This is a genomic window from Aeromonas sp. ASNIH8, from assembly GCF_002919855.1.
Classification (GTDB): domain Bacteria; phylum Pseudomonadota; class Gammaproteobacteria; order Enterobacterales; family Aeromonadaceae; genus Aeromonas; species Aeromonas caviae.
In genome coordinates this window covers 60874-67886 of the sequence record NZ_PQLN01000013.1, presented here as the reverse complement: position 1 = coordinate 67886, position 7013 = coordinate 60874, and the positions used below count along the sequence as shown (strand labels likewise).

Below are 7013 nucleotides of genomic sequence, written 5' to 3'. Positions count from 1 at the left end.
CAGAAGATGACGGTATAACCTGGCCAGAAGGAGGCAATATCAATATGATGCACGGCGACAGCAGGGTGATGGTGGTGGTGTGTTTGGAGACAGCCAGTTTACCAGCACCCTGTCTGTCAACTTCCACTTCCCCAAGATCCCGCGAAGAACCAATAAATAGCCAGATGTAGAGATTAGACCAGTAAAATGCTGCTAATTTTCACGAAATCAATATAATTGCGAAATCTGTGTGTCAGGGCACACCGATTTGTGCAAAAATTGGCTAGATTTTTAGTAGTCCAAAGATAGCTGATAGATAGCAGCATAATCATCGAGGATGTACTCAATATGTCGCAACATCACCGAATCCTCCTGCTTAACGGCCCCAATCTGAATCTGCTGGGCAAGCGGGAACCGGGAATCTACGGCAGCAAGACGCTCGATGAGATCGTCGCCGATCTGACGCGCAGCGCCAGCGAACTCGGTGTCACCCTGGAACATCTGCAATCCAATGCCGAGCACGAGCTGATCGGCCGCATCCATCAGGCCATGGGCCAGGTGGATTTCATCATCATCAATCCCGCCGCCTTCACCCATACCAGCGTTGCCCTGCGCGATGCCCTGCTGGGTGTGGCCATCCCCTTTATCGAGGTTCACCTGTCAAACGTTCATGCCAGGGAGCCCTTCCGTCATCACTCCTATCTGTCTGATGTCGCCAAGGGGGTGATCTGCGGGTTGGGTGCCGATGGTTACCAATTCGCTTTAACCGCGGCCGTGCATCAGTTGCGCGCGGCTTGATAATCACTGATCAGATAAAGAAGAAAGAGAATGCTAATGGATATCCGCAAAATCAAGAAGCTGATTGAACTGGTTGAAGAGTCCGGCATCGCCGAGCTGGAAATCTCCGAAGGGGAAGAGTCCGTTCGCATCAGCCGTAATTTCTCCGGCCAGGTTAGCGTTGCCCCGCAGATGATCATGCCCCAGGCCGCAGCTCAGGTTGCCGCACCGGTTGCCGCTGCTCCGGCCGCAGCCGCTGCACCTGCTGCCGATGCCGCCCCGAGCGGTCATCTGATGCGCTCCCCCATGGTGGGCTCCTTCTACCGCTCCTCCAGCCCGGAAGCCAAGCCGTTCGTGGAAGTCGGTCAGCACGTCAATGTCGGCGACACCCTGTGCATCGTCGAAGCCATGAAAATGATGAACCAAATCGAGTCTGACAAGGCCGGCGTGATCAAAGCGATCCTGGTTGAAAATGGTCAGGCCGTCGAGTTTGACGAGCCGCTGTTCATCATCGAATAAGGGAAAATGCCACCCATGTTGGACAAAGTAGTCATCGCCAACCGCGGTGAAATTGCCCTGCGGATCCTGCGCGCCTGCAAAGAGCTCGGGATCAAGACAGTGGCCGTTCACTCCACTGCCGATCGGGAGCTCAAGCATGTGCTCCTGGCGGACGAAACCATCTGCATCGGCAAGCCTGCCAGCGGTGAGTCCTACCTCAATGTGCCGGCCATCATCGCCGCCGCCGAGGTGACCGGTGCCGTCGCCATCCACCCGGGCTACGGCTTCCTCTCCGAGAATGCCGACTTCGCCGAAGTGGTCGAGAAATCCGGCTTCATCTTCATCGGCCCGCGCGCCGAGACCATTCGCCTGATGGGTGACAAGGTCTCCGCCATCGAGGCGATGAAGAAGGCGGGCGTGCCCTGCGTACCCGGCTCCGACGGCCCGGTGGACAACGATGCCAAGCGCAACGCCGCCATCGCCAAGCGGATCGGGTATCCGGTGATCATCAAGGCCGCCGGTGGCGGTGGTGGTCGCGGCATGCGCGTGGTGCGCAACGAGGCCGAACTGGCCTCCGCCATCGCGCTGACCAAATCCGAAGCGGGCCAGTTCTTCAAGAACGACATGGTCTACATGGAGAAGTACCTGGAGAATCCGCGCCACATCGAGATCCAGGTGCTGGCTGACGGTCAGGGTACCGCCCTCTATCTGGGTGAGCGGGACTGCTCCATGCAGCGCCGTCACCAGAAGGTCGTGGAAGAGGCGCCGGCCCCCGGCATCACCGACGAGATGCGCAAGTTCATCGGTGAGCGCTGTGTGCGCGCCTGTCTCGAGATCGGCTACCGCGGTGCGGGTACCTTCGAGTTCCTGTACGAGAACGGCGAGTTCTATTTCATCGAGATGAACACCCGTATCCAGGTGGAGCATCCGGTCACCGAGATGGTCACCGGCGTCGACCTCATCAAGGAGCAGCTGCGCATTGCCGCCGGTCAGCCCCTGTCGATCACCCAGCAGGACATCCGCATCCGTGGCCACGCCATCGAGTGCCGGATCAATGCCGAAGATCCGGCCACCTTCCTGCCCTCTCCCGGTCTCATCCAGCGCTTCCACGCGCCGGGCGGCCTGGGCGTGCGCTGGGAATCCCACATCTATGCGGGTTACAAGGTCCCCCCCTACTACGACTCCATGATCGGCAAGCTGATCTGCTACGGGGAGAACCGCGACGTGGCCATCGCCCGCATGCGTCACTCCCTCGACGAGCTGGTGGTGGAAGGGATCAAGACCAACATCGCCCTGCAAAAAGAGATCATGAAGGACGAAAACTTCCAGCACGGTGGCACTAACATCCACTACCTGCACAAGAAGTTGGGTCTGTAATGGCTTGAGGCCCGACCCATTGAGCACGGTGGCAGCACGAGCAGCCACCACCTGCACAAGAAGTCGGGTCTGTAATGGCTTGAGGCCCGACCCATTGAGCAATGGTGGCCGCATGAGCAGCCACCACCTGCACAAGAAGTCGGGTCTGCAAAGACCCCTTTCATCGGGATATTGTGCGATCCACCCGGATCGCCAACGTAAAAAAGGGCCATGGCGACATGGCCCTTTTTTGTTATTCTTGCGCCCCGCTCACTCGTCGGAGGCCACAGTGAACCGTTTCGCACTCGCCCGTCGGGAAGCAGCCCTCTGTCTGCTGCTGACCCTGCTCTACTTTGTCGCCTGGTATGGCTCGGCTTATTTCATCCCCGAGGATCTCGAGCTGTGGGACCTGCCCCTCTGGTTCCTGCTCAGTTGCATCCTGATGCCCCTGCTGTTCATCGGCCTCTGCGCCCTCATGGTGTATCGCCTGTTCGTCGATATTCCCCTGGATAGCGAGGTACCACCCCATGAATCTTGAGCTGATGCTGCCGCTCTGCATCTATCTTGTGCTGGTACTGGGGGTCGGTTTCTGGGCCAGTCGCCACCGGACCGGCGGCAACTTCATGCAGGAGTACTTCATCGGCAACCGCAGCATGGGGGGGCTGGTGCTGGCCATGACCCTGGTGGCCACTTATACCTCTGCATCGTCCTTCATCGGCGGGCCCGGGGCCGCCTACAAGGTCGGCCTCGGCTGGGTGCTACTGGCGATGATCCAGCTGCCCACCGTCTGGCTCACTCTGGGGGTGCTTGGCAAGAAGTTCGCCATCATCGCCCGCCGGGTCAATGCGGTGACCATCAACGACATGCTGTGGGCCCGCTACCAGAGCAGGGCGGTGGTCGTGCTGGGTTCAGTCACCATCATCCTCGCCTTCATCGCCACCATGGTGGTGCAGTTCATCGGCGGCGCCCGCCTCCTGGAAACGGCGACCGGCCTCAGCTATCAGCAGGGGCTCTTCCTGTTTGCCAGTTGCGTGCTGCTCTACACGGTGATCGGCGGCTTTCGCGCCGTGGTGATGACGGATGCCCTGCAGGGCATTGTGATGCTCATCGGCACTGGCGCCCTGCTGGCGGGCATCCTCATCGCCGGTGACGGGTTGCCGAATCTTGTCCACCAGCTCAACGAGATAGATCCCAAGCTGGTGAGCCCCCAGGGGGCCGGCGACATGCTGACCCAGCCCTTCATGCTGAGCTTCTGGGTGCTGGTCTGCATCGGGGTGGTGGGCTTGCCCCACTCGGCGCTGCGCTGCTTTGGCTACCGGGACAGCAAGGCGCTGCACCGGGGCATCCTCATCGGCACCATCGTCTGCGCCCTGCTGATGTTCGGCATGCACCTGGCCGGGGCGCTGGGCCGCGCCATCCTGCCCGGCATGGACAGCCCGGACAAGATCATGCCCTCCCTGATGATGGAGGTGCTCCCCCCCTGGCTGGCCGGGGTCTTCCTGGCCGCCCCCATGGCGGCCATCATGTCCACTATCGACTCCCAGCTGATCCAGGCCTCCGCCACCCTGGTGAAAGATCTCTACCTCAATTACCTCAACCCCAGGCAGGAGAAGCTGGAGGTCCGGGTGCCGCGCCTCTCCCTGCTCTGCACCCTGATCCTGGGTACCCTGGTACTGCTGGCGGCGCTCCAGCCCCCCGAGATGATCATCTGGCTCAACCTGCTCGCCTTCGGCGGCCTGCAGGCGGTCTTCCTCTGGCCCCTGGTGCTCGGCCTCTACTGGTCCAGGGCCAACGGCCCGGGAGCCCTGGCCAGCATGGTCTGCGGCATCCTCTGTTACGGCACCTTGAGCCAGTGGGGGATCAAGCTGGCCGGTCTGCACGCCATCGTCCCGAGCCTGGCCCTTGGCCTGGCGGCCTTTGTCCTGGTCAGCCTGCTCACTCCTGCCCCGGATCAGCGTGTCCGTCGATTGTTTGATCAAAATTAAGAAAAGGATCAATAAAGGAAGGCTCGCCTATTCCCAAATGGGGGCTCACGGGTAAAATGTGCGCCACGTCACAAATACCGTGCCCCCATGCCAGTCCAGAACGCCAGAAAGATCCTGACCCAGTCCCTGCAGCGCCTCGGCTATGCCCTGTTGCTGCCCGTCTCCATCCTGCCCCTGGCCGCCCTGCTCCACCGACTCGGCCAACCGGACGTGCTGGATCTCGCCGTGCTCTCCCTCGCCGGTCGCGCCCTCTTCAGCCAGATGCCGCTCATCTATGCGGTGGCCATTGCCTTCGGGTTGAGTCGCCAGGGGCAAGGAGCCCAGGCGCTCGCCGGTGCGGTCAACTTCCTGCTGCTGAGCTCGGCGCTGGGCACCCTGGTGCCCGGGCTGCATGCGGACATGATCTGCGGCCTGCTGGCCGGGCTCGTCACCGCCATGGTCTGCTCCCGGGCCCGCGCTCTGCGGCTGCCGGGCTGGTTGCGCCCGCTGCAGGAAGATCTGCCGGGCATGTTGCTCTCGGCGCTGGCCTGCCTGCTGCTGGTGCTTCCCCTCTCCATCCTCTGGCCGCTGCTGGAACAGGGGCTCACCCTGCTCGCCTCCGATCTGCTCACCACGCCATTTGGCGCCTTCTGCTACGGCGTGCTGAACCGGCTGCTGATCCCCCTCGGCCTGCACCAGGTGCTGGGCAGCCTCATCGGGCTGGGGGAGAGCAACCTGCAAGCCCTCTCGACCGCCCAGCCGCTGCATGAAGGCTATGTGGCCGGGCTCTATCCGGTCATCATGTTCGGCCTGCCCGGTGCCTGTTTTGCCATCTGGATCCATCGCCAGCGGATGCAGCAACTGCCCCAGGGAGGGCTGCTGCTCACCCTGGCGCTCACCTCGGCACTGGTGGGCATCACGGAGCCCATCGAGTTCCTGTTTGCCTTCACCGCTCCCTGGCTGTTTCTGGCCCATGCCCTGCTGACCGGGCTGTCGCTGGCCATCTGCAGCGGGCTCGACATCCAGGTGGGCAGCTACTTTTCTGCCGGATTGCTGGATCTGGTGCTGAGCTACCACGCCGGTCTGCACAGCTTCTGGCTCATCCCCCTGGGCATCCTCTTCTTCGTCGTCTATGCCCTGCTCTTCTCCCGGCTGCTGGAACACGCCCCCCTCAGTCTGCCGGACAAACCCATCGCCGAGGATCTCTCCCGGCTCGCGACCGTGGCCCCCACCGATCCCCAGATGCTGGCTATCCAGTACCTCAAGATGCTGGGGGGCATGGACAACCTGCAAGCCATGAGCGTCTGCCTGACCCGCCTCAGCCTGCGGGTTCGCGACATGGCCCTGGTGGATCAATCCTGCCTGGCCAGACTGGGTTGCCTCTCCTGGATCGTGCTCAACGAACATCAGCTGGTGCTGGTGCTCGGCCCCCATGCAGGCCTCATCGAAGGGCAGATCCGCATGCTGGCAGAACGCCAGTCGGTCCCGCTCGGTCTCGAACCGGCTCAGGCTCCCCTTGGCCAGCACCAGTGATCAGGCGAAGGGAAGACGTTCGGCCACGAAGTCCATCAGGCTGCGAAGGGCGGGGGCCAGGTGTTCCCGGCTCGGGTAGATGAGATAGAAGGGGTTCACCGGAACCAGGAGATCCGGCAGCACCTTGAGCAGTCGCCCCGCCGCCAGATCGTCGCCGCAGACATGGGCCGGCAGCAGGGCAATCCCCCCGTCATGGAGTGCCAGCTCCCGCAGCGCCAGCAGGCTGTTGCTCTGGCAGGCCCCGCGAGGGCGCCAGCCCCCTTCCTGCAATGGCCACACCGGCAAGGAGCCATGTACCAGGCAGGCGTGTCCGGCCAGTTCCGAGAGCTGGAGCGGCGTCCCGTTGGCCGCCAGGTAACCGGGAGATGCCACCAGATGGCGCGCCACCTGGCCGATGCGCCGACAGATGAGGCTGGAATCTTTCAGCGGCGCCGCCCGCAGCGCCAGATCGTAACCTTCCCCCACCAGATCCAGCTGTTCATCGCAAAGGGTCAGCTCCAGCACCACCTCGGGATAGAGGGCGCGAAATTCGGCCAGTATCCGGCCAAGCAGCAAGGTTCCCGTGGCTTCGGGAGCAGTGATCCGCACCCGCCCTCCAGGAGCCGCGCGCAACCGCGCCATCGCCAGATTGGCGCTGCGCGCCAGTGCCAGCAGCTCCTGACAATGGGCCACATAGACCTCCCCCTGGGGTGTCAGACTGAGCCTGCGGGTGGTGCGTTGCAGCAACCTCACCCCGAGCCGGGATTCAAGGCGCGAGATCTTCTGGCTCACCGAGGACTTGGGCATGCCGAGCACCTCGGCCGCCCCGGTGAAGCTCCCCTGCTCCACCACGGTGGCGAACAGCCCCATCAACTCCAGTTCCATATTGTTCATATATTCAAACAGTCTTTACCAATTACCCATCTT

General features: G+C 62.3%; 7 protein-coding genes. 6 read left to right on the top strand and 1 reads right to left on the bottom strand.

Going from position 1 to position 7013, the window contains the following annotated elements; translation table 11 throughout:
* Window positions 1–327: 327 nt before the first annotated feature.
* The 6 genes from aroQ (at window position 328) to C3418_RS05560 (ending at window position 6107) form a co-directional block, all read left to right on the top strand.
* On the top strand, window positions 328–777 hold the full coding sequence (gene aroQ, locus C3418_RS05585; protein ID WP_039040307.1) for a type II 3-dehydroquinate dehydratase: 450 nt from the start codon (window positions 328–330) through the stop codon (window positions 775–777).
* Between the two features lie 36 nt (window positions 778–813).
* Window positions 814–1275, top strand: a complete 462-nt coding sequence (gene accB, locus C3418_RS05580; protein ID WP_010675405.1) for an acetyl-CoA carboxylase biotin carboxyl carrier protein — start codon at window positions 814–816, stop codon at window positions 1273–1275.
* A 15-nt stretch (window positions 1276–1290) separates the two neighbouring features.
* Window positions 1291–2631, top strand: coding sequence for an acetyl-CoA carboxylase biotin carboxylase subunit (gene accC, locus C3418_RS05575; protein WP_010675406.1), 1341 nt, complete (start codon window positions 1291–1293; stop codon window positions 2629–2631).
* 268 nt (window positions 2632–2899) lie between these two features.
* On the top strand, window positions 2900–3148 hold the full coding sequence (locus C3418_RS05570; protein ID WP_010675407.1) for a YhdT family protein: 249 nt from the start codon (window positions 2900–2902) through the stop codon (window positions 3146–3148).
* Entirely contained in the window at window positions 3138–4595 is a 1458-nt protein-coding gene (gene panF, locus C3418_RS05565) for a sodium/pantothenate symporter (protein WP_010675408.1), read from the top strand. The genes C3418_RS05570 and panF overlap by 11 nt, the downstream gene beginning before the upstream one ends.
* Window positions 4596–4682: 87 nt before the next feature.
* The gene (locus C3418_RS05560; protein WP_010675409.1) at window positions 4683–6107 is read left to right on the top strand and encodes a PTS transporter subunit EIIC; all 1425 of its coding nucleotides are present in this window, start codon (window positions 4683–4685) and stop codon (window positions 6105–6107) included.
* On the opposite strand, the gene C3418_RS05555 is transcribed toward C3418_RS05560, so the two are convergent.
* Window positions 6108–6980 carry a LysR family transcriptional regulator gene (locus tag C3418_RS05555; protein WP_010675410.1) on the bottom strand — a complete coding sequence of 291 codons (873 nt, stop codon included), beginning with the start codon at window positions 6978–6980 and terminating at the stop codon, window positions 6108–6110.
* Window positions 6981–7013: the final 33 nt, after the last annotated feature.